Consider the following 25,758-nt stretch of genomic DNA (forward strand, 5'->3'; position numbering starts at 1 on the left):
GGCGAGCCCGGCCGGGCGGGGCGGCCGCTCCGGCGGCGGGCCGCCCGGGGCGGCCTCAGGCCCGGGCCCGCCGCGCCCATGCCGACGGCACGACGACGCAGGAAACGAGGCCACGTGAAACACCTCCGACCAGCGGCGGCCCTACTGGCCGCCCTGGTGATCCCCCTCGCAGCACCGGAACTGGCCACCGCGGCCCCGGCACCCGCCCCACCGGCGGTCTCCGCCCCGGCAGCGGCGTCCGAGGCCGCCTCCGCCGCGGAGGAGCCGGACCTCAGCTACGCCAACCGCACCTCCCCGCCGATCGGCATGCCGGACTGGTCGCGCGTCGGCTACCGGGGCGGGCAGGACCTGCCGCGCGGCGAGTCGGCCCTCACCGAGGACGCCGCCTGCCGCATCTCGCCGCAGGAGCTCGCCGCCGCCTACGGGGTGCGTGCGGACGACGGGGCCGACGACACCGCCGGCCTGCAGCGGGCGATCGACGACATCAAGGCCCAGTGCTCGCCCAAGGCCGACTTCAACCGCCTCTCCCTCATCGAACTGCCCGCCGGCCGGATCGACCTGTCCCGGCAGGTCTACGTCGACGCCGGCTTCCTGACCCTCCGGGGGAAGGGCTCCGGCGCGGGCGGTACCCGGCTGGTCTTCCGGCCCGACCTCGGCACCCGGTACGACCAGGTGGCCAACGGCCGCTGGGACCAGGACTCCATGGTGGCCGGGACCGGCGGCGACGTCGGCACGGGCGGCTGGATCTGGCCGGGGCGCGGCATGTTCCGGGTCCAGACCCGGGAGGTCGCGGCCCGGTACCAGGACGACTGGGAGGCGGCCACGACCGTCCCCATGCGCAAGGACATCTTCGAGGGCAGCGTCAACCAGCACTGGGTCTCCGGCCTGAAGCTGGCCGCCCGGGACGGCGACCCGGGCTACTCCGCCCGGAAGGGGTCGTCCGTCGTGCGCCTGGACGCCAAGGCCGACATGAAGAAGTTCCGGACCGGCGGCTACGCCTGGGTCGGTGCGGCCAACAGCAGGAACTTCTACGCGCAGCAGGGCATCACCGACCCGAGCATGATCGAGGCGCTCCACATGCGCCAGCAGATGTTCAAGGTCGTCCGCGTCGACGCCACGGCCAGGACGGTCACCCTGGACCGCGCGCTGGAGTGGGACCTGCCGGTGAACTCCGAGTCGGACGGCTCCCCGCCGATCAACGGCAGCGGCACCCCGTACGCCAGCAAGATCACCCCGCTGAGGACCGTCGAAGGCGTCGGCTTCGAGGACTTCGCCTTCACCCAGGACATGAACGGCCTGCCCAAGATCGGCGGCCAGGAGACCTACCGGCTGACGCCCGAGCAGGCCGTGCACAACTACGGCAACCTGGCGCCCGAGTACGCGATGCACGGCATCGTCTTCAAGTGGGCCGCGAACAGCTGGGCGCGCGGCCTGAAGGCCGAGATGACCGGCTCGCACCCGATCGTCACGGAGAACGCGCGCAACCTGCAGATCGAGCGCAACAGCTTCGACGGCGCCTGGAACAAGGGCAAGGGCGGCAACGGCTACCTGCGCGGCAGCCGTGTCTGGGACTCCCTGTGGGCCCACAACGTCAGCCGCAACCTGCGCCACTTCACCTTCCAGTGGTCGGCCGGCGGCAACGTCGCCTTCCGCAACGACCTCGACTCCGACCTCAACCTGCACGGCGGCTGGGAGCACAACAACCTCTTCGAGCAGAACACCCTGCGGATCCCGTACGAGCACCGCTCGGGCAGCTGCCAGGCCAACTGCGGCGGCGAGGGCGGCGAGATGGACGAGGGGACGTGGTACCCGATCTGGTGGGCGGCCGGCCCCAAGGCGGGGAAGTGGTCCGGCTCCTCAGGGCCGCAGAACGTCTTCTACAACAACACCATGCTCAAACAGACCGTCCCGGGCGGCCCGTTCGAGCCGTACGGGCCCTACGGCACCCGGACCGGCACCGCCTTCCAGTTCGGCTCCGACAGCCAGGACCCGGACCGCTTCCAGCCGCTCGGCCAGAGCGGGCAGGCCATCGCCGACTGGACCGGCCGGGAGACCCTGGACTACACCGGGGCGGGGGTGGTGCCGCTCGACGTGGGCAAGCGGCACTCCCTGTTCCTGCGGTACACCGGCGACGAACTCGACCCCCGCGCCGACGGCGATCGCAAGGTGATCACCTGGAACATGCGCGGCCGGTACATCACGGGGTCGAACAACAACTCCGACAAGTGGCGGACGAGTCTGGAGGACATGGCCGCCACCCACCGGCCCGACGTGATCCTCCTGCAGGAGGCCGGCGCCCCGCCCTTCCCGCTGGGGATCAACGCCGAACGCATCGACATCGAGCAGACCGCGTACCAGCGGCGGAACGCCGCGGGCGAGGTCATCGACACGCCCCCCGTCCGCGAGTACCGGCGCACCCTGAACGGCGTGAACGGCTACCTGTACTGGCTGCAGACGGACACCAACACCACGGGAGTCGGCCAGATGAACCTGGCCGTCTGGACCCGGGAGCGGGCCATCGACCCCGACGACCCCACCGGCGCCGGGCGGATCTTCGTCGTTCCCTCGCTCGGGACCGGCCTCTCCCGGCCGGCGCTCGGCGTGCGGGTCGGCGGAACGATCTACTTCACGGTGCACATGGACACCGGCGGCGGCGCGAACGCCACCGGCCTGCTCAACACCATCAGGTCCCGGGTGGCCTCACCGCAGGGGCTGCCCACCGCCGTCTTCGGCGACTTCAACACCGATCTCGGCACCTTCCGCCGGACGATGAGCAGGCTGTGGGACGTCCAGGGGGCTCGGGACCACACCTACCCGGTCAACGGCGACCAGCCCCCGGGGAACTACGACTTCGGGGCGATCCCGGCGCGTTTTGGACCCGAACCACAGGTGTACCTCACCAGCGCCGACCGGGTCGAGTCCGTGCGGACCTCGGACCACTACCCCGTCGCCTTCACGCTCTCCCCCACACCGGGCGATCCGCTGCCGACGCCGACGCCGGCCCCCAAGAAGAGGAAGCCGAAGGGGGACCGCACCGCCCGCTCCGCCAAGAGCACCTACGCGCCCTACCCCAGCAGCAAGCCCGGCGGCGGCACGGGCGGCAGCGGCCGGACGCTCGGCACCCGGCCGCTCAACCGGGGCAACCGCGACATGGAGACCCTCGTGTTCGAGCCGGCCGCCGACCACCCGGACCAGTTCCGCATCCTGCACCGGATGACCCGCACCTACCTGAGCCAGGAGTTCGGCCTGCTCAGCACGCCCGCGGTGCTGCTGCCCGAAGGCGACCAGGGGCTCACGCAGATCTGGAGCGTCATCGACATGGGCGACGGCACCTGGGTCGTGCTGAACGCCGAGACCGCGCAGGTGCTCGCCGCCGTCGACGGGCCCGAGGGAGAGGAGGTGATGCTCCGCGACTTCGACTCGGAGGACGCCTCCCAGCGGTGGTTCTTCCAGGAGCCCGAAGTCGAGGCGCTGGACGTGGACGAGCTGCTGCGGCAGGACGACGATCCTCAGGACCTGGTGGTCGGCGTGCCGACCGGCACCGGCACCGGCCTCCCGCTGGACCTGGTGGTCGACGGCAACGGCGCCCGCGAGCAGTTCACCACCGTCTCCGCGGACCGGATCGGCGAGGACTACTGCTACTACCTCGTCAACAACGGGAGGTACGTCAACACCTCTGCCTCCGACCCGTACCCCCGGCACGAGGCGCTCCTGACGCTCGACCCGTTCCGCCCCGACCACCCCAGCTACCTGTGGTGCACCGACACGCCGGACCGGCACGCCACCGCGGGCGTGCGGCTGACCCAGCGCACGGCCACCGGCCAGCGCCTCTACCTCACCTCGCGCGGGAACGCCCGGGGGCTCGCCGTGACCGAGAGCCTCACCGCCGCGGACCTGTGGACCTGGAAGGAGATCCCCCAGTGAACGACCCGAGGCAGCACCCGCGGCCCGGCGGACGGAGGCGGCGGCGTGCGACGACGTGACGTCCTGCGGGCCGCCGCCGCGCTCCCGCTGGCCGCGGCGCTCCCCCGCCCCGCGAACGCGGGCCGGCGCCGCCGCGGAGGCATCCGCGGCGGACGTCCTGCCGAGCCGACAAGCGGGCGCCGGAGTACCGGTGGAACACGCAGGGCGTGAGCCGCAGCCTGCTCGCCTCGCAGCGCCCGACGGCTTCTGGAGCCCCTCCCTGGGCGATCCGGCGCACCTGCCGGGCAAGGAGTCCAGCGGCACGGCCCTGTTCTGCTTCGGCCTGGCGTTCGCCATCCGCACGGGCGTGATCGACCGGGCCGCGTACCTGCCGGTCCTCGCCCGGGGCTGGAACGCGCTGGTGCGCGACGCGGTCCACCCGGACGGGCGGCTGGGCTGGGTGCAGGGCGTCGGCGACCGGCCGGAGTCCAACCAGCCCGTCGGCTACGGATCCACCGCGGACTTCGGGGTCGGCGCCTTCCTGCTGGCGGGCTCCGAAGTGGCCCGACTGACCGATCACTGACGGTTTGTCACAGAACGGGGGCGTTCCCGGTCTTCCTCTGCGGGAGCGGGAACGCCCCCTCCGACGCCGGGCCCTCGGGCCGGCACCACCCATCGGGAGCACCGAATGACGACAACAGTTCTCAAGCGCCGCGGGGTCCGCGCCCTGCTGGCGTTCGCCGTGGCCGCCGCGGTCGCCGTCCCCGGCCTCGGGGCCGCGTCCCCGGCCCGGGCGGACACGCCCGACGGCACCACCAAGGTCGTGGAGGTGAAGCTCGACCACAACTACACCGGGGGCAACGTCGCCGGGTACCACACGGCGCTCATCCGCCTCCGCCAGGCGGCGGGGCGGCAGTTCCGCGACGACGACGTCTACCTCACCCAGGCGACGCCGCCCGGCCTGATCGCCCTGCGCATCCAGGACCGCGACGGCAACGAGCTGTCGAGCCTCTACTTCAACCCGGCGAACCTCTACGTCGGCGGCTTCCGCACCAAGAGCGGCAAGCTGTACGCGTTCAACGACGCCTCGGAGAACGTGCGCACCGAGATGGGCCGCGGCGGCCAGGTGAACACGCTGGCCTTCGGCGGCAGCTACGGCTCGCTCGTCTCCACCGCCGGGGACGAGCCGTCGATCGAGTGGCTGAACGGATTCATCGGCTCGGCCGAGACCGTCGGCAGGGCCGACCAGCAGCTGGGCGAGGCCGCCGGCCGGGCCACCGTCGCCCGGGCGCTGATCAAGCTGATCGGCGCCTTCTCCGAGGCGGCCCGGTTCACCGACTTCCGCGACACCTGGGACGCGGTCGTCGCCGGGCGCAACGGCGGCGCCTTCTTCGAGATATCGAACCCCCGGCTGCGGGCGCTGCGCGGCGCCTGGGGATCCATCTCCAAGTTCGCGATCGACATCACCACCGTCCCGTCCACGCCTCCCCTGACCGTCAACGGCGTGGGCACGTTCGCCACCTGGCAGGACGTCCGGGACCACCTGCGGGTGATCCGCCGATAGCGGGCCCGCGGGCCTCCCGGCGGCAGCCGGGGCGGACGGGCGGAGCGGGGTCGGCACAACGGGCCGCCTCCGCTCCGCCCGTTGCGCCGCAGGTGGGGCGGTGCGGTTCCGGCGGTGCCCGGAGCCGCTGCGGAGGCCCCGTTCACCGCGCCGCCAGCAGCGATTCCAGGGCGGCGGTGTCCCCGGCCCGGGCGGCCGCGACGAAGGCCGCCAGCAGCCGCCGGTGCTCCGTCGGGTCGGCGGTCCCCCGCTGCTCGGCGGCCAGGCGGCGGCGGGCCCGGCTGGTGATCTGGCGGACGTTGACGGCGCTGAGGCGCAGCATCGCGGCGATGTCGGCGTTGGCGTACTCGAAGGCCTCGCGCAGGATGTAGACCGCCCGCTCCGTGGGCGTCAGCCGCTCCAGGACCACGAGCAGCGCGGACGCCAGCTCCTCCGCCCGCTGCACGCCGGCCTCGGGGTCGCTGCCGGTGTCGACGGGCTCGGGCAGCCAGGGGCCGAGCGGGGTCTGGCGGCGCGTCCGGGCGGACTGGGCCACGTTGAGGGCCAGCCGGGTGGTGGCGCGGGACAGGAACGCCGCGGGGCTGACCACCGCCGAGCGGTCGGTCAGCTGCCAGCGCAGCCACACGTCCTGGACCACGTCCTCCGCCTCGACCGCGCTGTCCAGGATCCGGTACGCGGCGCCGAAGAGGCGGGGCCGCAGCCCCTCGAAGGCGGCCGCGGCCTCGTCCAGGGTGGCCTCGCCGGCGGGCGGCCGGGTGTCCGGACGCGTCCCGGGCAGGTCTGTCAACATGCTCATCACGGCTCCGTTTCGCCTGCGGCATCCGTCGATGCCCCCGGGGAACACGCTCCCGCCGCGGCCCCCGCCGTGACGCCCCGGAAGGTGCCTGGTCCGCCGCCCCGGGGGGTACCGGGGCGGGCACCCCCGGGGGTACCGGGGCGGGCACCCCGTCGGCGGGAACCGGGGCTCGGGCGCGGGCTCAGGCCGTGGCCGCCGCGCTGTCGAGCAGGGCGCCGCCGAGCTGCTTGCGGGAGGTGACGCCGAGCTTCGTGTACACCTTGCGCAGGTGCCACTCCACCGTGTGCGGGCTGAGGAACAGCTGGGCCCCGATCTCGGGGTTGGTCATCCCGCCCTCGGCCAGGCGCGCGATCTGGGTCTCCTGGGCGGTGAGCGCGGTCCGTGACTCGGCCGGGCGCCGGGGCGCCGTCGCGCCGGTGGCGCGCAGCTCCCGCCACGCGCGCTCCGCGAAGCCCTCGACCCCGATCCGACTCAGCATCTGGTAGGCGGTGCCCAGGTGCTCGCGGGCGTCGGCCCGGCGGTTCTCCCGCCGCAGCCACTCGCCGTAGAGCAGGTGGGCCCGGGCGTGGGTGATCCGGACCCCGGTGCGGCCCAGGCGTTCGACGGCCTCCTGGTGGAGGGCCTCGGCGGCCGCTCCCGCGTTCACCTGGGCGCGCACCATGGCGGAGGTGCCGAGCGCCCAGTCGGTGCCGCTGGCCCGGGCCAGGTCGGCGACCCGGTGGGCCGCCTCGGCGGCGCGGGCCGGCCGGCCGCTGCGGGCGGCGGCCTCGACGAGCTCGACCGTCGACCTGATCGCGAGGCCGAGCTCCTGGAGGCTCTCCGCGCCGCGTTCGGCGGCGGCGCAGGCGTCCTCGTAGCGGCCGAGCCCGTTGTACAGCACGGCCTTCGCCCACTCGCCGGAGCCGGGGACGTCGCCCGGCCTGCCCCGGTGGGGGCCGGCGTCCCGGGCCATGGCGTCGGTCGCCCTGAGCACCTCGGCCTCCCGGCCCCTCCACGGTTCGGTCACCAGGGAGGCGTAGTGGGCGAGGTAGCGGCTGCCGGTGGCCTCGCCGATCGCCTGCGCCTCGGCGATGAGCGCGTCCGCGTGGTCGAGTTCGCCGGCCAGGACGCGGTTGGAGACGAGTTGCAGCAGGGCCGACGGCAGCACCGACAGCGTGCCCGTCCCGCGGGCCAGCTCGACCAGGCGCGAGGAGAGCACTGTGTTGCTGTCGAAGTCCCAGACGTTGAAGGCCATCCGAGCGGCGAGCGGGAACCAGCCGAGGCCCTCCTCCGCGGAGACCTCCTCGGTACACAGAGCGCCCAGGGCGCGCAGCACCGTGGGCGCGCCCGCCCGGTAACCGTCGACCGTCATCGCGGCCAGGCCGCGCAGCAGCAGGTCGTTGCGCTCCGGGGGCGGCCCGGGCGGTGCGGCGAGCGCGGCCCGGGCGATGTCGGCCAGCGCGGCGCCGCTCGGCGGCCGGTCGATGATGAGGGCGGCGTGCAGCGCGTCACGGTAGGTCTGCTGGGCGAGTCCGGTGTCCAGCGCCTCCAGGCGGCCGGCGGCCCGCACCAGCACCGGCAGGGCGCTGCCGGCGTTCTGGGAGGCGAACACGATCCGCCCGCGCAGCAGGTCCGCCTGGGCGAGCCGGCGCTCGTCCAGCGGGCCGAGGGCGGCGGCGTCCAGCAGTTCGCGCGCGGTGTCGTAGCCGCCGGCCTGGTACTTGGCCTGGGCGGCCGCCAGGGCCCTGACGGCGCGGGCGGCCGGGTCGGGGGTGAGCTCGGCCGCCCGTTCCAGGAACGCGGCGGCGGCCGCGACCCCGCCGCGGGCCTGCGCCCGGCCTGCGGAGCGCTCCAGTTCGGCGGCGACCTCCTCGTCGGGCCCCGCGGTGGCGTTGGCGAGGTGCCAGGCGCGGCGGTCGGGGTCGGTGTCCGGGTCGGTCGCCTCGGCCAGGGCCCGGTGCACCTGCTGCCGGGCCTCGGGCGCGGCGGCCCGGTAGGCCGCCGAGCGCACCACGGGGTGCCGGAACCGCACCCGGGTGCCGATCGTGACCAGGCCCGCGGCTTCGGCCGACGGGGCGGCGGAGTCTTCGATGCCCAGCAGGGCGGCGGCCTCGGCCAGCAGGGCGACGTCCCCGACCGGTTCGGCCGCGGCGAGGAGCAGCAGGTGCCGGGCGGCGGGCGGCAGGGCCTGGATCCGGTGCAGGAAGCTCTGCTCGATCTGCCCGACCAGCGACCGCGCGTCGGGGCGTCCGAAGCCGCCGGCCAGTTCCTCGGGGCCGAGCCCGCGGGGCAGTTCGAGCAGGGCCAGGGGGTTGCCCTGGGTCTCGGCGACGATGCGGTCGCGGACGCGCTCGTCGAGCCGGCCCGGGACCACGGAGTCCAGCAGGGCGCGGGCGTCGCTGTCGCCGAGCCGTCCGACCGTGAGCTGCGGCAGCCCCGTGAACCGGGGCTCCAGGGACGGCTCGCGCACGGCGAGGACCAGGCCGATCCGCTCGGCGAGCAGGCGCCGGGCGACGAAGGCCAGCGTCTGCACGGAGACCTCGTCCAGCCACTGGGCGTCGTCGACGAGGCAGAGCAGCGGGTCCTGTCCGGCGGCGTCGGCGAGCAGACTGAGCACGGCGAGGCCGACCAGGAAGCGATCCGGCGGGGTGCCCGCGGTCAGGCCGAACGCGGTGCCCAGCGCGTCGCGCTGCGGGGCCGGCAGGCGGCCGAGCCGGTCCAGGAACGGGGCGCACAGCTGGTGGAGCCCGGCGTACGGGAGCTCCATCTCGGACTGGACGCCGGTGACCCGGGCGGTCCGGAGTCCCCGCGCCCCGGCGGCGGCGTGCTCCAGCAGTCTGGTCTTCCCCACGCCCGGCTCGCCGCGGAGCACCAGGACCCGGCTCCCGCCGCCGCGCACGGCGTCGAGCAGTTCCTCCAGTGCCCCGCACTCGCGGCTGCGCCCCAGCATCTCCTGATTCATCGGCCGGCCGGCCTCCACTTCGGTCCCCGCCGGACCCGGGTCCCCGGGCCCGGCGCGCGGTCGTTCCCGGCGCGGACCACGGTGCCGTCCCCGAGGGCGGCCGCGCTCGCACGCGGCGCCGGTCGGCGCCGCCGGGCCCACCCTGCCGCCCCGGCCCGCCAGCCGGCGCCCGGGGAACCCCGGGTCGACCCCCGGGTGTCCCCCGGGGCTCCCAGGGGTCCGGGGAGGGCGGGCCTTCAGGCGTCGGCCAGGGCGGCGCGGAGCCGGTTGCGGGACTTGACGTCGAGCTTGGTGAACACCTTGCCCAGGTGCCATTCCACAGTGCGGGGGCTGATGAAGAGTTCGGCGCCGATCTCGGAGTTGGTCAGGCCGTCGGCGGCCCGGCGGGCGATCTGGCCCTCCTGGGCCGTGAGGGCCTCGCGCCGCGCCCCGCCCGCGTCGGCGGGGCGCGGCCGGACCGTCTCGCCGGTGGCCAGCAGTTCGCGCCGGGCGCGCTCGGCGAAGGCCTTCGCGCCGAACCCCCGCAGCAGGTCGTGGGCGGTGCGCAGGTGCCCGCGCGCGTCGCCGCGCCGGTTCTCGCGGCGCAGCCACTCGCCGTACACCAGGTGGGTACGGGCCAGGTGGACGACGATGCGGCTGCGTTCGAGGCGGGCCAGGGCCTCGCGGTAGAGCCGGTCGGCACCCGGGCCGTCGTCCAGCAGGGCGCGCGAGCGGGCCAGCACGCCGAGGGCCCAGTCGGTGCCGGCCGCCCCGGCGCGGTCCTCCAGCCGACGCAGGGCCGCCGCGGCCCGCTCGGGGGCGTCGGCGCGGACGGCCGCCTCGACGAGTTCGGCGAGGGCGAAGCCGTGGACGGCCAGGTCCTCGTGCGCAACGGCCCCTTCCGCGTGGGCCAGGGCGTCCTGATAGCGGCCGAGGCCGTTGTGGAGGACAGCGAGGAGGTAGTGCTCCAGGCCGATCGCGCGACCCTCGCCCCATGAGTTCGCGTCCCGGGCGGCGCTGCGGATCACCTCGGCGGCCCGCGCGTCGTCGCCGCGCCAGGCCGTCAGCAGGAGCGCGGGGTACGCCATCGGCGAGTGGCCGGCCACCTCCGCGATGGTGTCGGCCTCGTCGATGAGCGCCGCCGCGAGGTCGAAGTCGCCGGCGTGCACGGACAGGGCGGCCCGGTAGCCGAGCGCCAGGGGGAGGACGTTGAGGGCGCCGGCCTCGCGGGCCGAGCGGACCGCTTGCTCGGTCATCCAGTGCCATGCCTCGTCGTCCCACAGCTCCCCGGCGACCAGCCAGGTCAGCCAGAGCCAGCGCATGGCGTCGCCGCTCTCGCCGACGGCGGCCTGGCGGAAAGCCCCCAAGGCGGACCGCAGCAGCGGCCCGCCCTCGGCGCAGCCGTCGAGGAACCAGGCCGCCAAGCCGTCGAGGAGAAGGTCCGTGGGCCGTGCGGGCAGCACCCCGGGCGGTGCCGTGCGGGCGGCTTCGGCGACCTCCCGCACCCCGATCTGCCGGCCCAGGCGGCCGGCGAAGACCGCCGATCCGAGGGCGTCCAGGTACGCCTCGCGCGCGAACGCGTCCCCGGCCCGCGCCAGCCGGCCGGCCGCGTCGAGCAGCAGAGGCAGCGCCTCTCCGCCGCGCCGGCGGGCGAAGGCGACCTGGGCGCGGAGCCGGACCAGTCGGGCATGCTGCGCCTCGTCCAGCGGGCCGAGCTGGGCCGCGGCGAGGAGTTCGAGCGCCGCGTCTGGGGATCCGGCGTCAAACGCGGCCTGGGCGGCGGCACCAGCGCGCGCGCCCCGCAGAGCCGGATCGGGCGTCAGTTCGGCCGCGCGCCGCAGGAAGGCCGCCGCCGCCGCGATCCCGCCGCGGGCCTGGGCCCGGCCGGCCGACCGCTCGAGCTCGCCCGCCAGGGCCTCGTCCGGGTCCACCGCCGCGTGGGCGCGGTGCCACGCCCGGCGGTCCGAGTCGAAGGCGGGGTCGATGGCCTCGGCCAGCGCGCGGTGCACGTCCCGGCGCACGGTGGGGTCGGCAGCGCGGTAGGCCGCCGAGCGGACCAGCGGGTGGCGGAACCGCACCCGGGTGCCGAACTCGATCAGCCCCGCGGCCTCGACCGCTCCCTCGGCGTCCGCGCCGAGGTCGAGCCGCTCGGCGACCCGCCGCAGCAGCGGCGCGTCCCCCATCGGCTCCGCGGCCGCCGCCAGCAGCAGCCGCTGGGCAGCGGCGGGCAGTGCGCCGATGCGCTGCAGGTAGGCCTGCTCGATCTGGCCGGCCAGCGGGCGGACGTCCGGGCGCCCGAACCCGCCGGCCAGTTCCGCCGCCGACAGCCCCCGGGTCAGTTCCAGCAGGGCCAGCGGGTTGCCGCGGGTCTCGGCGACGATGCGGTCCCGGACCCGCTCGTCCAGCCGCCCGGGCACCACCGATTCCAGCAGCGCCCGCGCGTCGTCGTCGCGCAGGCCCCGGACCGCGATCTCGCGCAGCCCCCCGAAGGGGTCGCCGCCCACGACGGGCGCCGGGGTGCGCGCTGCGAACACCAGCGCCACCCCTTCTGCCCACAACCTCCGGGCGACGAAGGCCAATGTCTGGGCGGAGACCCGGTCGAGCCACTGGGCATCGTCCACGACGCAGACCAGCGGCTGCTCCTCCGCCGCCTCGGCCAGCAGGCTGAGCACCGCCAGGCCGACCAGGAAGCGGTCCGGCGCGGTCCCCGCGCTCAGGCCGAACGCGACGGACAGGGCGTCGCGCTGGGGGCCGGGGATGCGGTCGAGCCGCCCCATCAGGGGCACGCAGAGCTGGTGCAGTCCGGCGAACGCCAATTCCATCTCGGACTCGACGCCGATCGCCCGCAGGACGCGGCACCCGCTCGCCCGCTCCACCAGGTACTCCGCGAGGGCGGACTTGCCGACCCCCGGTTCGCCGCGCAGCACGAGGACCTGGCCCCGGCCCTCCCGGGCCCCGGCTATCACCTGATCCAGCACTCCGCACTCGCTTCGCCGGCCGCGCAGCCTGCACCGCGGAGCGCTGCCCGCCATCCGCCACCACCATGCAGTCCAAGGTCCGGGCTCTGATCGTTCCGGGTCGTCCCCATCATGCATCAGCCCTCGCGGAGCGGACAAACCCCTGCCGGGCGCCGCCGCAGGCATTCTGATGGTCCATCACCACGGCGGGCGGGCGGCCCGTCACGCACGGCTCACCGGCCCGGACCCGGGCCCGCCCTCCAGTGCGCCGCCCCGGGATCACCAGGTGCGAGAATCCGCCCGCCCTGCGCGGCGCAGCCACCACGGCAGCCGGCCGACGTACCCTCCCGGCCGAGCAGCACTCCCGGGCGCAGCAGGCTCGTTCCGGCGAGCCCCAAGGTCTCGGTTACCGCGCACGGTCCCGCCACCGCGACGACCCGTGCTCCGCCACCCGGTGGGCGGCGGGGCACGGGTCGTCGGTGCGGCACGGCTAGAAGGTGAGGTTCCAGGCGTCGACGGTGCCGATGTCGCCCGAGGCGCCGTCCTTCACCCGGAGCTTCCAGGTGCCGTTCGCCACGCTCGCGGAGGCGTTGACGGTGTAGGTCTTGGCCACGTTGTCGGCGCTGTCGCCGTCCGCGAAGTCCTCCAGCAGGTAGACCGTGCCGTTGGGGGCGACCAGCGAGATCACCAGGTCACCGCGGTAGGTGTGCTTGATGTCCACGCCGGCCTTCAGCGCCGCGGGGGCGTTGCCGGTCACGCCGGTGACGGCGATCGGGCTCTCCACGGTGGCGTTGTCGGCGATCGCCGCGTCGGTCAGGTTCTCGAAGTACTTGCCGGTCGGCGGGGTGGTGGTGCCGCCGACCGCCTTCAGCGCGTCGACCTGGCCCTCACCGAAGAAGGCGTTGGTCGCCGTGGTACCGGTGCAGCGGCTGTCGGACGCGGGGCAGGCCACGTCGTTGGCCTGGGTGGCCAGGCGGGAGCGGAGGTAGGCCGGGGTGAGCGTCGGGTCGGCGCTCACGAGCAGCGCGGCCACGCCGGTGACGTGCGGGGAGGCCATCGAAGTACCGCTCTTCGTGCCGTACTTGCCACCGGGCAGGGTCGAGTAGACGCCGTTGGAGCCGTCACCGCCGGGCGCCGCGACGTCGATGACACCCTTGCCGAAGTTGGAGTAGGAGGCCTTGACGTTGCCGCTGCCCATCGCGGCGACGGTCACCACGCCCGGCAGTTCGGTCGGGATGTCGAGGCAGGCGTTGGTGATGGTCCGGGTGGCCGGGGTCGAGTCGTTCGGGCTCTCGCTGTCGGTGGTCTTGTTCGCCAGGTCGTAGTTGGAGTTGCCGGCCGCGGCCACCTGCAGCGAGCCCTTGCCCTCGGCGTACTCCTGGGCCCGCTTGACGCCCTCGATGATGGCCGCCTGGTCGGCGTTGTCCGGGCAGTTGAACTGCCACGGGTCGGTGTAGTAGCTGTTGTTGGTCACCTTGAAGCCGTGGTCGCCGGCCCAGACGAACCCGCAGACGGTGTTCTCGGCGAAGAAGAGGGTGCTGCTCGGCTCGGCGATCCGCACGGAGGCGATCTTGACGCCGGGTGCGACGCCGATGACGCCCTTGCCGTTCTTCGCCGCCGCGATGGTGCCCGCGACGTGCGTGCCGTGGGTGTCGACGTCGCGCCAGGCGCCGGAGCGGGTGTCGGCCTTGCCGTAGGCGCAGGACACCGAGTCGGCGGCGTCGAAGTTGGGCGCGAGGTCCTGGTGCTGGTCGTCGACGCCGGTGTCGAGCACGCCGACCTTGACGCTCGACGAGCCGGTGGTCACGGCCCAGGCCTGGTCGGCCTTGATCTGGGTCATGTCCCAGCGGTTGGACTCGGTGAGCGTGGTCGCCGACTGGGCAGGGTTGGCGGGCAGCGCCGGGTTGTAGGCGTCGGCCGGGACGTCGGAGGTGCGGGTCGCCCCGACCTTCTGGATGCCGCTGACGCCGCGCAGGGTGGCGGCGAAGGAGGCGGACGTCGAGTGGGCGACGACCACGCCGATCGCGTCGTAACTGGAGAAGACCGTCCCGCCGTTGGCGGTGACGGCGGCCTTGGCGGCGGCGACGTCGGCGGGGGCGGAGATGACCAGGTACGCCCTGGTGCCGGCGGCCCAGGCCGCAGCGACCGGCGAGGGGGCCGAGGCTGCGGAGAGCGACGCCGCAGGGGCGGCGGCCGGGGCGGCCGGCGCGGGGACGACGGGTGCGGAGGCGGGGGCGGCGGTGGCGAGCGTCGCGGGGGCGCCCAGTGCCACGGCCGTGAGAAAGGCGAAGGCTGCGGCCGGACGACCGATCCGCCGGGATATCAGGGGTGACACGTGCGTCCTCCGATCGGTCCGCGCGTGAGGGGGTTCGCACGGAATTGATCGCAACATGCCAGATGGAGGGCCATTTGGGGAAGGCTTTACGCATGACGATTTGTCACAGCCGTGTCAACTTTTTGTGGCACGCCGCTCCCGGGCACGCCGAACCCCGGCGGGACCGGGCAAATCGGTCCCCGCCGGGGTCGCGGGACGGGCGCCGGGTGTCAGTCGGCCAGGTTGACCGGGCGGTAGGCGTGGTAGCCGTCGCCGGCCTTCAGCCCGTAGCCGTGGTCGCGGTGGCGGGTGCCGACGCCGCCGGCCTGCTCGTAGGAGTGGTAGGAGTTGTGCTTGCCGTCCACCCAGCCGTCGAAGATGACGACGTGACGGTGGTTCGGGTCGTTGCTGTTGGCCTTGATCACCAGGTCGCCCTGACGCAGGTCGGACATCGGGATCGGCTTGGTCCAGCCGTCGTTCTTCAGCGCGACGGTGTTCGCACCCGGCTTGGGGATCCTGAGCGCCATCGAGGCGAAGCCGGAGCAGTCCTGGCGGTAGCCGTCCTTCCAGTGCGTCGACTGGCTGTACGGGACGGGCTTGCCGCCGTTGGCGGTCAGCCAGGCCCTCGCCCGCTTGATCTCCTCGGCGCGGGTGATCCTCGGCGCCGCCCGCAGACCGTCCGCCGCGTCGACGCTCTCCACCGCGTCGGCGCTCTCCACCGCGTCGGAGTCGGCGGCGGTGTCGGCGGCGATGGGGAGTGCGGCGGCGGGCGCGGTGGAGAGCGCGGCGGCGGGGCCGGTCAGGGCGAGCGAGCCGAACAGGGCGGTCGCGGCGAGAGCGGGGACGGTCCAACGGCGGATGCGGTTCACGGTGATGTCTCCTGTGGGGTGTGGAAGGGGTGGGGCGGAAGGGGGTTGACCGGGCCTCAGCCCAGGTGGGCCAGGCGGCGCAGGGCCGCCTGGTCGCCGTGGAAGACGCTGGCGTCGACCCCGCCCGCGGTGCCGGGCACCGAGGCGTGGTCGGTGTACTGCCAGAACTCCCAGCCGGCCGCGCCGGGCAGGGGCTCGGGCGGGGTGTCGCCGTAGCGGGCGAGCCAGACCTTGTGGCCGCTCAGCTCCTTGGTGCCGCCGAGGCAGTCGTCGACGAAGCCCTTGCGGGTGTAGACGATCGGCGCGGCGCCGGTGGCCTGCTCGACCCGGGCGATGAAGGCCTTGACCTGGCCGAGCTGGAGCCGGTGGCCACCGCTCCGGCACTGCTCCAGGTCCAGGACCGGCGGCAGTTCGCCGGGGTGGGTGCCGGTGAAGCCCTCGCGGTGGAGCACGTCGAGGAAGTGGTCGGCCTGGGCCGCGCCGTCCTGGTCGGCGGTGAAGTAGTGGTAGCCGGAGCGGATCAGGTCCACCGAGCGGGCGCCGGCGAGGTCCCGGGCGAACCAGCCGTCGGTGAACCCGGTGCCCTGGGTGGCCTTGAGCATCGCGAAGGACTGCCCGCTGCGGGCGATCGCGGGCCAGTCGAAGGCCTGCTTCTCCTGGGGGCCGTGGTTGCCGTGGTAGGTGTCGATGCCGCGCACCCGGTAGCGGTCCTGGCCGGTGCCGGTGCCGGCGGCGTCGGCGGTCGTCGCCGGCCCGAGGGCCGTGGTGCCGACGGCGGCCGCCACGACCGCGGCGACGGCGGCCGCTCTCAGGGTCGTGCAGAGCGTCGTACGAAGGCGGAGCTTCACAGGGGGGATCTCCTCTGCTGTGGTTCACGAGGTGGTGACGGAGCGTTCGATCCTTCGCCGGGGCGGTCGGCGGTCCGTTGCCTGGTGAGAGCTTGGCCCACGGCCGGCCGGGCTTGCACCGGTTGCCTGTTGTCGCCCGCGCGGGACACCTCGACAACAGGTCTGACCTGGCCTTCTCACTCCTACGAGGGGAAACGCCGACACCCCGTGACCCGCCCCGCCCGCCGTCGTTGACCGGTCGGAGAGAAGCGGATCGGGGGGCCGGCGATGCACACGGAGAGCAACTCACCGGGCCAGGCGGACAGCCGGGCACCGGGCACGGCACGGCCCCCTGCTGTACAGGGCACAGCACATGTACAGGGCACAGCACAGGGCGCCGCCGAGGAGCCGGACGACGCGCGGGGCTTCGCGACGGCGCTGCGCGCCCGGCGCCTCGCCGCGGGCCTCTCCCAAGCCGACCTGGCCCGCCGGGTCCACTACGACAAGAGCCACATCAGCAAGGTGGAGAACGGCGACAAGCCCGCGACCGCCGACTTCGCCCGCGCCTGCGACCAGGCGCTGCGCTCCGGGGGCGCCCTGGTGCGGCTGGCCACCCGGGGGCAGTGCCCGTACCCCGGGCTCGCCTCGTTCAAGGCGGAGGACGAGCGCTGGTTCCACGGCCGCGAGCGGGCCCGCGCCGAGCTGCTCGGCCTGCTCGCCGAACGCCTGGCGGACCGCGGCGGGCCGGTCCTGGTGGTCGGACCGTCCGGCGCGGGCAAGTCCTCGCTGCTCCGGGCCGGTCTGCTGCCCGCACTGCGGCGCGGCGGCCTGCCCGGCCTCGGCCCCGTCGCGGGCACCGTCCTGACCCCCACCGGCCACCCGTCGGAACAGCTCGCCGGCCTCGCCGAGGACCGGTCCGCCGTCTGGATCGTCGACCAGGCCGAGGAGCTGTTCACGCTCTGCCCCGACCCCGGTCGGCGGCGGGACTTCCTGGACGCGCTCTGCCGCGAGGCCGGCCCGGACGGCAGCCGGCTGGTGGTGCTCGGCGTCCGGGCCGACCTCTACGGACACTGCCTGGCACACGAAGGGCTGCTGCGGGCGGTCCGGCACGGTCAGCTGGCGCTCGGGCCGATGACCGCCGCCGAACTGGGCGAGGCGATCACCGCACCCGCCCGCACCGCCCGGCTGGAGCTCGAACCCGGCCTGCTGGACCTCGTGCTGACCGACCTCGGGCTGGACGACGCCCGCCCCGCCGACGCCTACGACCCGGGCGCCCTGCCGCTGCTCGCCCACACCCTGCGCGCGGTCTGGCAGCAGCGGGCCGGCCGCTCCCTCACCCTGGCCGGGTACCGGGCGATCGGCGGGCTGCACGGTTCGGTCGCGGCGACGGCCGAGCGGGCCTGGGCCCGGCTGGACGACGAGGCCCGGGCCACCGCCCGCCGGGTGCTGCTGCGGCTGGTCCACCTCGGGCCGGACGGCCAGTGCTCGCGCCGCCGGGCCGAGCGCTCCCGGCTGCTCGCGGCCGGCGCCGACCCGCGCCCGCTCGACCACGTCCTCACCTCCTTCGCCGCCGACCGGCTGCTCACCCTGGACGCCACCGGCGTGACGCTCTCCCACGAGGCGCTGCTGCGGGCCTGGCCCCGCCTGCGCGGCTGGATCGAGGAGGGCCGCGCCGGGCTGAGGCTGCACCAGCAGCTCGCCCAGGACGCGGAGCACTGGGCCGAGGCCGGGCACGAACCGGCGCTGCTCTACCGGGGCAGCCGGCTGGAGCTGGCCCGGCAGTGGGCGGCCGAGGCCGCCGACGAGGAGGTGCTCACGGGCGTCGAGCGGGAGTTCCTGGCCGCGGCGGCCGCCCGGGAGGCGCAGGAGCAGGCGGCCGAGCGGCGGCGGGTCCGCACGCTGCGCCGGCTGGTCGCGGCGCTGGCGGTGCTGTTGGTGTCGGCCCTGCTCGCGGCCGGGTTCGGCTGGCAGCAGCGGGACCGGGCCGCCACCGCCAACCGCGGCAACCTGGCCCGCGCCCTGGTCTCGGAGGCGCAGCGCAGCGCCGACCGCGACCCCTACGCGGCCCTGCTGCAGTCCGTCGAGGCGCGCCGGGTGGCGACGGCCGGGGTGCCGGAGCTGCGCCGGCAGGCCGAGGACGCGGTGCTGAGCACCCAGTCGCAGTATCTGAGCGGCCGGATCGGCGGGTTCGAGTGGGGCGTCAACGCGCTCGCGCTCAGCCCGGACGGACGGCTGGTCGCGACCGGCGACTCGCAGGGGCAGGTGGCGCTCTGGGACGCGCACACCCGGACGCTGGTCGCCGAGCTCCAGGACCACGTCGGCAAGCCGGTGCAGGACGTGCGGTTCAGCCCGGACGGGTCGCTGCTCGCCGCCGCGATCACCCTGGACCAGACCCGGCGGGTGCGGCTCTGGCGGGTCGCCGACCGGCAGGCGCTGCCCTCCCCGGTGATGCCGCCGAGCCCCACCGGCCGGTCGACGGTGGCCAAGCGGGTGGCGTTCAGTCAGGACGGCGCGCTGCTGGCGGCGGGCAGCAGCGACACCGACCTGCCGGGCCGGATCTGGATCTGGCGCACGGACGCGGGCGCCGCTCCCCCGGTGCGGACGCTGACCGGCCACTCCGGGGTGATCCAGGGGCTGGGCTTCGGCCCCGGGCACCGGCTCGCCTCGGTGGCGACGGACGGCCGGGTCCTGGTGCGGGACGTGGACGCGTCGCCCGCGGAGGACGGCGGCGAGCCGGAGCCGGTGTTCGCCGGGTCCGCGCCGGACTCCCGCTCGCTGGCGTTCGCGGCCGACGGGCGGGTGCTGGCGGTCGGCGACGTGCACGGCGGGATCCGGCTGTGGCGGCCGCCGGCGGACGACGCGCTGTCGTCCGAGTGGTCTGCCACCGACCTGCCGGGCCACCTGGACTCGGTGAACGCGCTGGGCCTGACCCCGGACGGCGCGACCCTGGTGTCGGCCAGCGGCGACCAGAGCGCGCGGGTCTGGGATCTGGCGACCCGTCGGGTCACCGCCGAGCTGCGGGGTCATCCCACCTTCGTCCTGGGGCTGGCCGTGGGCGGTGACAACCGCACGGTGGTCACCTCGGCGGGCATCAGCTCGCCGCCCGGCAGTGTGCTGCTCTGGGACCTTCGGCGCGGCACGGATCTCGCTCCCGGCCCGGACCGTCCCGCCGTCACGGCCGTGGCCGCGGCCGGCGACCGGGCGGCGGTGGGGACGGCGGACGGCCGGACGGCGCTGTGGGAGGTCGGGGGCGGCGCGGCGCGGCCGGTGACGGTCTCCCCGCCGAGCGGACGGGCCGTCACCGCCCTGGCCTTCGACCGGGCCGGCCGCACCCTGGTGAGCGGCGGGATCGACGGCACGGTCCGGGTGCAGCGGGCCTCGGACGGCGCGGTGCTGGCCGAGCACGCCGTCGGCGCCGAGGTCACGGCCGTCGGGATCGGTCCGGACGGCACGGTGCTGGCGGTGGGGACGGCGGACGGACGGCTGCTGACCGGTCTGTCGGACGGTTCGCCGCTGCGCCCGCGCCCGCACACCGCGCTCGGCGCCGTCCAGGCGGTGGCCTTCCTCGGAGAGGGCGCCGAGCTGGCCTTCGCCTGCGACTCGCAGCGGGTGCAGCTGCTCGCCGTCGGCGATCCGTCGGCCACGGCGCGGCCGAGCCGGATGATGCACGACGACCACGTCCGCCGGATCGCCGTCAGCCCGGACGGGCGGCGGGTGGCCACCGCCGGCAACGACCGGACGATCCGCCTGTGGGACGCGTTCAACGGGGAGCCGCTGGGCCGGGGTCCGTTGGCGGTGGGCATGGACACCGTCCGGGCGCTCGCGTTCGCCCCGGACGGCCTGCGTGTCGCGGACGTCGGCCGCCAGGGCGTGCTGCGGCTGTGGGATCCGGCGGCCGGGACGCCCGTGGCCACCGTCACCGGCCCGGTGCAGCCGTTGAACGGTCTGGCCTTCCTGCCGGGCGGAGGGCAGGTCCTGACGGCGGGTGACAACGGCGCGGCGCCGGTGTGGAGCCTGGACGCGGGGGCGGTTGCCGCCGGGGTGTGCGCCGTGCTGCGGCCGCCGGTGGGGCCGCAGGAGTGGGCCCGGCTGGTGCCCGGCGCGGGGTACCGGCCGGGGTGCCCGTGACGGCGCGGGGCGACGCGCCGTCACGGACCGGCCGGGTCAGGCCTTCAGGTGGGCGGCCAGCACGTCCAGCACGGCAGGCGCCTGCTCGGCGTGGTAGAAGTGGCCGCCGGGGAACACCCGCAGGTCGAAGGCGCCGGTGGTGTGCCTGGCCCAGTCGCCAACCTCGTCGAGGGTGGCGCGCGGGTCGGCGTCCCCGGTCAGCGCGGTGATCGGCTGCGGGATGACGGCGTCCGGCACGCAGCGGTAGTTCTCGATCGCCGTGTAGTCGCTGCGCAGCGCCGGCAGGATGATGGCGCGCAGCTCCGGGTCGGCCAGCAGCTCCGCGTCGGTGCCGCCGAGGTCGGCCAGTTGGGCGAGCAGCCCGTCGTCGGGCAGCAGGTGGACGGCCGACTCGCGGACCCGGGAGGGGGCGCGGCCGCCGGAGACGAAGACGTGGGCCAGTCCGGGCCGGTCGTCGCGGGCGAAGCGGCGGGCGACCTCGAAGCAGACGGCGGAGCCCATGCTGTGCCCGAAGAAGGTCAGCGGCCGGTCGGCCCAGGGCTTCAGCGCCTCGTACACCTGGTCGGCGAGCGCGTCGATCGAGTCGATCCCCGGTTCGCCGAACCGGTTCTGCCGCCCGGGGTACTGGACGGCCAGCACGTCGGCGTACGGGGAGAGGGTGGCCGCGTAGTCGACGAACCAGCTGGCCGCGCCGCCGGCGTGCGGAAAGCAGACCAGCCGGGCGGGGGCCGTGTCGGAGGGGTGGAAGCGGCGGAACCAGGGGCTCTCGGTGGCGGTGCTGGCGGCCATGCGGTGGGGCCTCTCTCAAGACGGGACAACTGTTCAGCTGCCCACAGTCTCTCCACGGACCACCCGCCCCCACCAGGGCACCCCGCCGATCAGGCCGTCCGGGGCGGCGCGGCGGCCCCGGCGGGTGCGCGGGCGGTGAGGGTGCGCACACCTAGTGTCACCGGGTCAGTGCGCCGGCTGGTCCGAAGCGGACGGCGGCGGCGCGTTCGCGGGAGGTGCGGTCGAGGAGGAGGACGGAGGCGGCCTCGGGTGCGGGGCTCGGGGCGGCGCCGCGGGTGTGCCCGGTGAGGGCGGCGAGCAGGCGGTCCAGGCCGCGGCGGTGCCGGTCGAAGACGCGGCGCGGGGCCCAGCGGCCGCGTTCGCGCTGGCCGGCGAGGGCGGTGGCGGCGCCGACGTCGAGCAGCACGAGGTGCAGCTCGCGGCCCTGGCGGGCGGCGGCGCGGGCGAGCATGCGGCGCATCCAGGCCCGGCTGCCGCAGTCGTGCACCAGCAGCGGTCCGCCCCGGCGGACGGAGGCCCGCAGCAGGCGGACGTGTTCGAGCCGGGCCCACGGCCGGTAGACCGCGTAGGGGAGGCGGGCGGGCATCACGGCCTCACAGGCCTCGTGGACGGTGCGGGGGTCGACGGTCGCGGCCTCGGGGGCCTGCGCCGACCAGCGGCGCAGCAGGGTGCTCTTGCCGCTGCCGGGCAGCCCGGAGACGACCACGACGGCGTCCGGCGGGTAGTGGACGGTGAACGGTGCTCCGGCCTCGCCCCGCAGGTCGGCCACCCCTTGCGGTCGCATCAGCGGGTCCGCCTCCTGCTCCACCGCGGCCTGGCTGTTCATGGTGCTCACTCATCCCCGTCCGTGCCCGACCCGGAACGATAACAACCTCCAGGTGGGATGCCGGGTCGCGGGCGCACGCCGGGGGACGAGCTTGCCTGGCCCTTTACCAGCCCTTGACACGAAGGCCGGCCGACGGGCCGCGATCCGCGAGGGCCGCGGCCCGTCGGTGCGGCACGGATTGCCACCGGCCTCGCGGGGTATCCGCCAGACATGCTCACCATCGGCGTGGAGGAGGAGTACCTCCTGCTCGACCCGGCGACCGGGGTGCCCGTCGCCCGAGCCGCCCAGGTGTGCCGGGCCGCCGGCCTCCAGTCGGCGATGGAGCAGGACGAGGTCCAGCGCGAGCTGCTCCAGGCGCAGCTGGAGGTCGCCACCCCGGTGTGCCGTGAGCTGGAGGAGGTGGGCGGCCACCTGCTGCGGATGCGCCATGCCCTCGGCCGGGCCGCGTCCGAGGACGGCTGTCTGCTGGCGGCCTGCGCCGGCGCGCCCTTCAGCGACCGCCTGCCGGTGCCGGTGACGGACACCCTGCGCTACCGGACCATGCACGGCGACGCACCCCGGCTCACCGACGAGCAGCTGATCACCGGCATGCACGTCCACCTCGGCATCCCGGACCGGGCGACCGGCGTCCTGCTGCTGAACGGACTGCGGCCCTGGCTCCCCCTGTTGGTGGCGCTGGCCGCGAACTCTCCGCTGTCGCAGGGCACCGACACCGGCTTCGCGAGCTGGCGCACCGTGGTGTTCGGCCGTTGGCCGGTCAGCGGGCCGCCGCCGGTCTTCGACGGCGCCGACGACTACGACCGCCGGACGCGTGCGCTGGTGGAGTGCGGGCTGATCCGCGATGTCGGCCAGATCTACTGGCACATCAGGCTGTCCGAGCACTTCCCCACCGTCGAGGTCCGGGCGATGGACGTGCAACTGCGCCCGGACGAGGCGGTGATGCTCGCCGGCACCGTCCGGGCGCTCGCCGCGCGTCTGCTCGGCGATGCGGCGGCCGGGCGGCCGGCGCCCTGGGCCCGGCCCGAGGCCGAGGCGCTGGCGGCGGCCGTCTGGTACGGCGCGCGGCACGGCTGCAGCGGTGAGCTGTTCGACCCGCTCCACGGCCGGCCGTGTGCGCCCGGTGACGCGGTCGCCGCCCTGCTGGAGTTCACGGGCCCCGCGGTCGGGGCGGACGAGCGGCACATCACGCCCGTGCTGGAGCGGATCCTGCGCGAGGGCAACGGGGCCGCCCGCCAGCTCCGCGAGCTGCGCGACGGCGGCCGCGGTGGCCTGATCCGCATGATCGCGGACCAGACCACCGGGGTCTGACCGGCCCGGCTGCGACACCTGCGGGCGCCGTGACACCTGCGGCCGTGGCGCGCGCCGGGCGTGACGTACTGCTACCGGGGGTGGTTCCTACCAGTAGTGGCGGCGTCCGGCGACCTCGTGGCCGACCGCGCCCATGACCCACAGGACCAGGCCGATGAGGGCCAGGATGAGGCCGACCGTCCACAGGATGGAAACACCGGTGACGAATCCGATGACGAGGAGGATGACTCCGATGACGATCACGATGACCTCCGGTTCCCCCCGGCCGAGTTGCCCCCGCCGATACGGAGGACGTCGTACGCCTTTCCGCTTCTCGGGTTTTCAATCCGGGGAACCGCGAACCGATCGGGCACGGGTCGGTCCTCGTGCCGTGGGTCAGAAGCGCGCCACGCGCTGCCGGTGCTCCCTGACCGCCACCCGGGCGAGGTTGCCGAGCAGCCGGCGGTTGCGCAGGTGCAGCAGCAGCTCGCTCGGCGGCCCCTGGAGCCGCGCGCCGAGGCCGGTCAGCGGGTGCTCGTCGAACAGGACGAGGGAGTTGTCACCCCAGGGGACGAGGGTGAAGGAGATCCGGACGGCGCCGAACGGGTCGGCCTTCGCCTCCAGGTCCAGTCGGGTGCCGGGCTCGCAGATCCGCACCACGCACCGGTCGTCGATGGTGAGCGGGCCCAGGCCGGCCCGGTAGCGCAGCGCGGCGCCGACCGCCGGCCAGCCCGGGTCGACATGCTCGATGTCCTGGGTGCCGACGACCCACTCGGCGTAGCGGTGGCCGTCCGCCAGGACGTTCCAGACCGCCTCCGGTGGGCATGCGACGAACTGCTGGCGCCGTGCCATGGGACTCCTCCTCCGTGGTGCCCGCCCGGTCGCCCCGCCGTACGGCGGTTACTCCCGGGGCGGCCGTCAGTTGTGGCGTTCGCCGGGGCCGGACAGCAGCCGCTGGGCCGCGGCCAGACCCGGTGCGAGGACGCGGCCGGCCAGGAGCCGCTGCGCGCGCAGGGCGGCGCGGGCGGCGTTGGCTCCGCAGGCGCCGTGGACGCCGCCGCCCGGGTGGGCGGACGACGAGGCCAGGTAGAGCCCGGTGACGGGCGTCTCGGGGCGCCCGGTGCCCGGCACGGGACGGAACACCAGCTGCTGGTACGGCGCGGTGGTGCCGCCGTTGATCGCGCCGCCGACCAGGCTGGGGTTCAGACTCTGCAGGACCGGCGGGGTGAGGATGCGTCGGGCGACGATCCGGTCCCGGAAGCCCGGGGCGAAGCGCTCCACCTGGTTCTCGATGCGCTCCGCCATCGCGGCCGCCTCCCGGTCGTCCCAGCGGCCGGTGATGGCGTCCGGGCCCAGGTCGTCCCTGATCGTCTGGGGCACATGGGTGTAGGCCCAGGCGGACTCGGTTCCGGCCGGGGAACGGGCGGGATCGGCGGTGGTCATCTGCCCCAGCAGGGCGAACGGTCGGCGCGGAAGCCGACCGGTGGTCAACTGCAGCGCGTAGTCGCTCAGTTCGTCCAGGTCGGCGCCCAGGTGCACCGTGCCGGCCGGGATCGCCGCAGGCGCCGTCCACGGGATCGCGCCGTCCAGCGCCCAGTCGACCTTGACGGTGGAGAAGTCCCACTGGAAGCGGCGCAGGTCCGCGCGCATCCGGGGCGGCAGGTGCTCCCACCCCACCAGGCCGCCGTACAGGGCGGGGGCCGGGACGTCGGCGAGGACGGCACGACGGGCCCGGTACGCCTGGCCGTCGGCGGTGCGCACCCCCAGCGCGCGCCCGCCGCGCACGACCACCTCCACCACCGGGGCGTCGCAGTACACCCGTCCTCCCAGGGACTCCAGCCGTCGCACCAGCGCTCCCGCCAGCGCGCCGGCGCCGCCGACCGGGACGGGCCAGCCCACCTGCTGGCCGAGCATCGCCATCAGCCAGCCGAAGGCCCCGCTGCCGACGCCCTCGGGCAGCAGGTCGGCGTGCAGGGCGCAGCCGGCCAGCAGCAGACCGGCACCCGGTCCGGTGAACTCCTCCTGGGCCAGGCGGCGCACCGGAAGGGTCAGGAGCCGCAACGCCCGCAGCCCGCCCGCGGCCCGCAGCCGCGCCGCCACCGCCACACCCGCCCTGACCGGCGGGAACGGGGTGAACAGCGTGCGCAGGAGGTGCGGGTCCAGCTCACCCCACAGCCGTGAGAGCCGCTGCCAGGCCTCGGCGTCCGCCGTGCCGAAGGCGCTCTCCAGAGCGGCGCAGGTCGCGGCGGCGCCGTGGTGCAGCGTGGCGCAGCGCCCATCGGCCAGCGGGTGGGCCAGCACGGTGGGGGCGTGGCTCCAGCGCAGCCCGTACGCGCCCAGGTCCAGTGCCCCGATGGCGGGCGAGGCCGCGGCGAGCGGGTAGAAGGAGCTGAAGACGTCGTGGACGTAGCCGGGGTGGACGCCCCGGTCGCTGCGGACCGCGCCACCGGGCTCCGGGCGGCCCTCCAGGACGTCGACCCGCCAGCCGGCGTCGGCCAGGACGTTCGCCGCCACCAGCCCGTTGGGGCCGGCGCCGATGACGATGGCATCAGGCATGGCTCTCCTTGTGCCGCTGCAC

General features: G+C 75.3%; 15 protein-coding genes and 1 pseudogene. 5 read left to right on the forward strand and 11 right to left on the reverse strand.

Annotated elements, in window-relative coordinates; translation table 11 throughout:
* Positions 1–114 precede the first annotated feature (114 nt).
* From ACGFZP_RS24120 to ACGFZP_RS24130, 3 genes are all read left to right on the forward strand, one after another.
* A complete protein-coding gene (locus ACGFZP_RS24120; protein ID WP_392936520.1) occupies positions 115–3,924 on the forward strand; it encodes an endonuclease/exonuclease/phosphatase family protein in 3,810 nt (1,269 codons plus the stop codon).
* A 190-nt stretch (positions 3,925–4,114) separates the two neighbouring features.
* Positions 4,115–4,486, forward strand: coding sequence for a glycoside hydrolase family 88 protein (locus ACGFZP_RS24125; protein ID WP_392936523.1), 372 nt, complete (start codon positions 4,115–4,117; stop codon positions 4,484–4,486).
* A gap of 105 nt (positions 4,487–4,591) precedes the next feature.
* Positions 4,592–5,467 (forward strand): ribosome-inactivating family protein, encoded by an 876-nt coding sequence (locus ACGFZP_RS24130; RefSeq protein WP_392936525.1) that lies wholly within the window; start codon positions 4,592–4,594, stop codon positions 5,465–5,467.
* A 154-nt stretch (positions 5,468–5,621) separates the two neighbouring features.
* On the opposite strand, the pseudogene ACGFZP_RS24135 reads toward ACGFZP_RS24130, so the two are convergent.
* The 6 genes and pseudogenes from ACGFZP_RS24135 to ACGFZP_RS24160 all read right to left on the reverse strand — a co-directional run.
* Positions 5,622–6,257 (reverse strand): annotated as a pseudogene (locus ACGFZP_RS24135) (sigma-70 family RNA polymerase sigma factor); the annotation flags it as partial.
* Between the two features lie 187 nt (positions 6,258–6,444).
* A complete protein-coding gene (locus tag ACGFZP_RS24140; RefSeq protein ID WP_392936528.1) occupies positions 6,445–9,204 on the reverse strand; it encodes an AAA family ATPase in 2,760 nt (919 codons plus the stop codon).
* Between the two features lie 236 nt (positions 9,205–9,440).
* On the reverse strand, positions 9,441–12,215 hold the full coding sequence (locus ACGFZP_RS24145; RefSeq protein WP_392936531.1) for an AAA family ATPase: 2,775 nt from the start codon (positions 12,213–12,215) through the stop codon (positions 9,441–9,443).
* 415 nt (positions 12,216–12,630) lie between these two features.
* Positions 12,631–14,412 carry a S8 family serine peptidase gene (locus ACGFZP_RS24150; protein WP_392936533.1) on the reverse strand — a complete coding sequence of 594 codons (1,782 nt, stop codon included), beginning with the start codon at positions 14,410–14,412 and terminating at the stop codon, positions 12,631–12,633.
* Positions 14,413–14,684: 272 nt separating this feature from the next.
* Positions 14,685–15,323 (reverse strand): hypothetical protein, encoded by a 639-nt coding sequence (locus ACGFZP_RS24155; protein ID WP_392936536.1) that lies wholly within the window; start codon positions 15,321–15,323, stop codon positions 14,685–14,687.
* Positions 15,324–15,379: 56 nt separating this feature from the next.
* Positions 15,380–16,171, reverse strand: a complete 792-nt coding sequence (locus ACGFZP_RS24160) for a glycoside hydrolase family 25 protein (protein ID WP_392936539.1) — start codon at positions 16,169–16,171, stop codon at positions 15,380–15,382.
* A 267-nt stretch (positions 16,172–16,438) separates the two neighbouring features.
* Here ACGFZP_RS24160 and ACGFZP_RS24165 point away from each other — a divergent pair, with 267 nt between their 5' ends.
* A complete protein-coding gene (locus ACGFZP_RS24165) occupies positions 16,439–20,278 on the forward strand; it encodes a helix-turn-helix domain-containing protein (RefSeq protein ID WP_392936541.1) in 3,840 nt (1,279 codons plus the stop codon).
* A gap of 36 nt (positions 20,279–20,314) precedes the next feature.
* Here ACGFZP_RS24165 and ACGFZP_RS24170 read toward each other — a convergent pair whose 3' ends face one another.
* Both ACGFZP_RS24170 and ACGFZP_RS24175 read right to left on the reverse strand, forming a co-directional pair.
* Positions 20,315–21,067, reverse strand: a complete 753-nt coding sequence (locus ACGFZP_RS24170) for a thioesterase II family protein (RefSeq protein ID WP_392936543.1) — start codon at positions 21,065–21,067, stop codon at positions 20,315–20,317.
* A 157-nt stretch (positions 21,068–21,224) separates the two neighbouring features.
* Entirely contained in the window at positions 21,225–21,893 is a 669-nt protein-coding gene (locus ACGFZP_RS24175; RefSeq protein ID WP_392936546.1) for an AAA family ATPase, read from the reverse strand.
* A gap of 210 nt (positions 21,894–22,103) precedes the next feature.
* Between ACGFZP_RS24175 and ACGFZP_RS24180 the strand changes: the two genes are divergently transcribed.
* Complete coding sequence (locus tag ACGFZP_RS24180; protein WP_392936549.1) at positions 22,104–23,201, forward strand: glutamate--cysteine ligase; 1,098 nt, start codon at positions 22,104–22,106, stop codon at positions 23,199–23,201.
* An 87-nt stretch (positions 23,202–23,288) separates the two neighbouring features.
* Here ACGFZP_RS24180 and ACGFZP_RS24185 read toward each other — a convergent pair whose 3' ends face one another.
* From ACGFZP_RS24185 to ACGFZP_RS24195, 3 genes are all read right to left on the reverse strand, one after another.
* The gene (locus tag ACGFZP_RS24185) at positions 23,289–23,444 is read right to left on the reverse strand and encodes a DUF6131 family protein (protein ID WP_392936551.1); all 156 of its coding nucleotides are present in this window, start codon (positions 23,442–23,444) and stop codon (positions 23,289–23,291) included.
* A 132-nt stretch (positions 23,445–23,576) separates the two neighbouring features.
* On the reverse strand, positions 23,577–24,032 hold the full coding sequence (locus ACGFZP_RS24190; protein ID WP_392936554.1) for an SRPBCC family protein: 456 nt from the start codon (positions 24,030–24,032) through the stop codon (positions 23,577–23,579).
* 66 nt (positions 24,033–24,098) lie between these two features.
* Entirely contained in the window at positions 24,099–25,736 is a 1,638-nt protein-coding gene (locus ACGFZP_RS24195; RefSeq protein ID WP_392936556.1) for a phytoene desaturase family protein, read from the reverse strand.
* Positions 25,737–25,758: the final 22 nt, after the last annotated feature.

Origin of the sequence: Kitasatospora sp. NPDC048239 (assembly GCF_043202015.1) — a bacterium.
GTDB lineage: Bacteria > Actinomycetota > Actinomycetes > Streptomycetales > Streptomycetaceae > Kitasatospora.